General features: G+C 58.1%; 1 protein-coding gene. It reads right to left on the bottom strand.

Features of this window, described 5'->3' with window-relative positions; translation table 11 throughout:
* Positions 1-711, bottom strand: a 711-nt coding sequence (locus EN780_RS36240; RefSeq protein WP_128276596.1) for an extracellular solute-binding protein, incomplete at both ends; no start/stop codon positions are given.

Genomic DNA, 711 nt, shown 5'->3' with positions numbered 1-711 from the left:
TTGGTCTCCGGTGGCAAAAGGTCAACCGCCTTCGGCGATACCACGCCGGCGGCGTTGCGGGTGACGACTTTGGCCTGGATTTCCGGCGAAATCGCCATGTCGATGAAGGCGTAAGCGGCATCCTCGTTGTCGACCGACGGCGGCATGAACCAGGCATCACACCAGGTACCGGCGCCTTCCTTCGGGATCGTGTATTCGGTTTTGACACCCTGCTTGGCGGTTTCGACCGGGATGCCGGTCCAACCACAGAAGAGCGCGGCCACTTCGCCCGAAACGAACAGCGAAACGAGGTCTCCGTAGGTCAGGCTGATGATTCGCGACTGGTCGCGGTACTTCTTGAGGTTTTCAAAGATGGCCTTCATCTCGTCGGGCGTGACATTCGGGAACTTGTCACCGAGGCCGGCCATACGGGCAGCGATAGGCAAAGTGGCGAGCGTATCATCGACGAAGGCGATCTTGCCCTTCAACTCGGGCTTGAGCAGGTCCTCGTAGGAGGTAGGCTTTTCCATCAGCGCCGGATTATAGACCAAAGCGTTGAGTCCCCATGCATAGGGCACGCCGTAGAGCTGGCCGTTTCGGAACCAGGTCGGCTTGTCGTAGAAGACGTCGAAGAGATTGTCCTTGTTGTAGTTCGACAGCTTGACCTTATCGAGCGGCTTGGCGCTCTTCAAAACGTCGAGGTAGAGGTCGGCGTAGCCTTGGTTATACTCG

It is taken from the genome of Mesorhizobium sp. M4B.F.Ca.ET.089.01.1.1 (genome assembly GCF_004022605.1).
Classification (GTDB): domain Bacteria; phylum Pseudomonadota; class Alphaproteobacteria; order Rhizobiales; family Rhizobiaceae; genus Mesorhizobium; species Mesorhizobium abyssinicae.
Note: the sequence above shows the minus strand (reverse complement) of the source record. Positions and strands in the feature narration are given on the sequence as shown.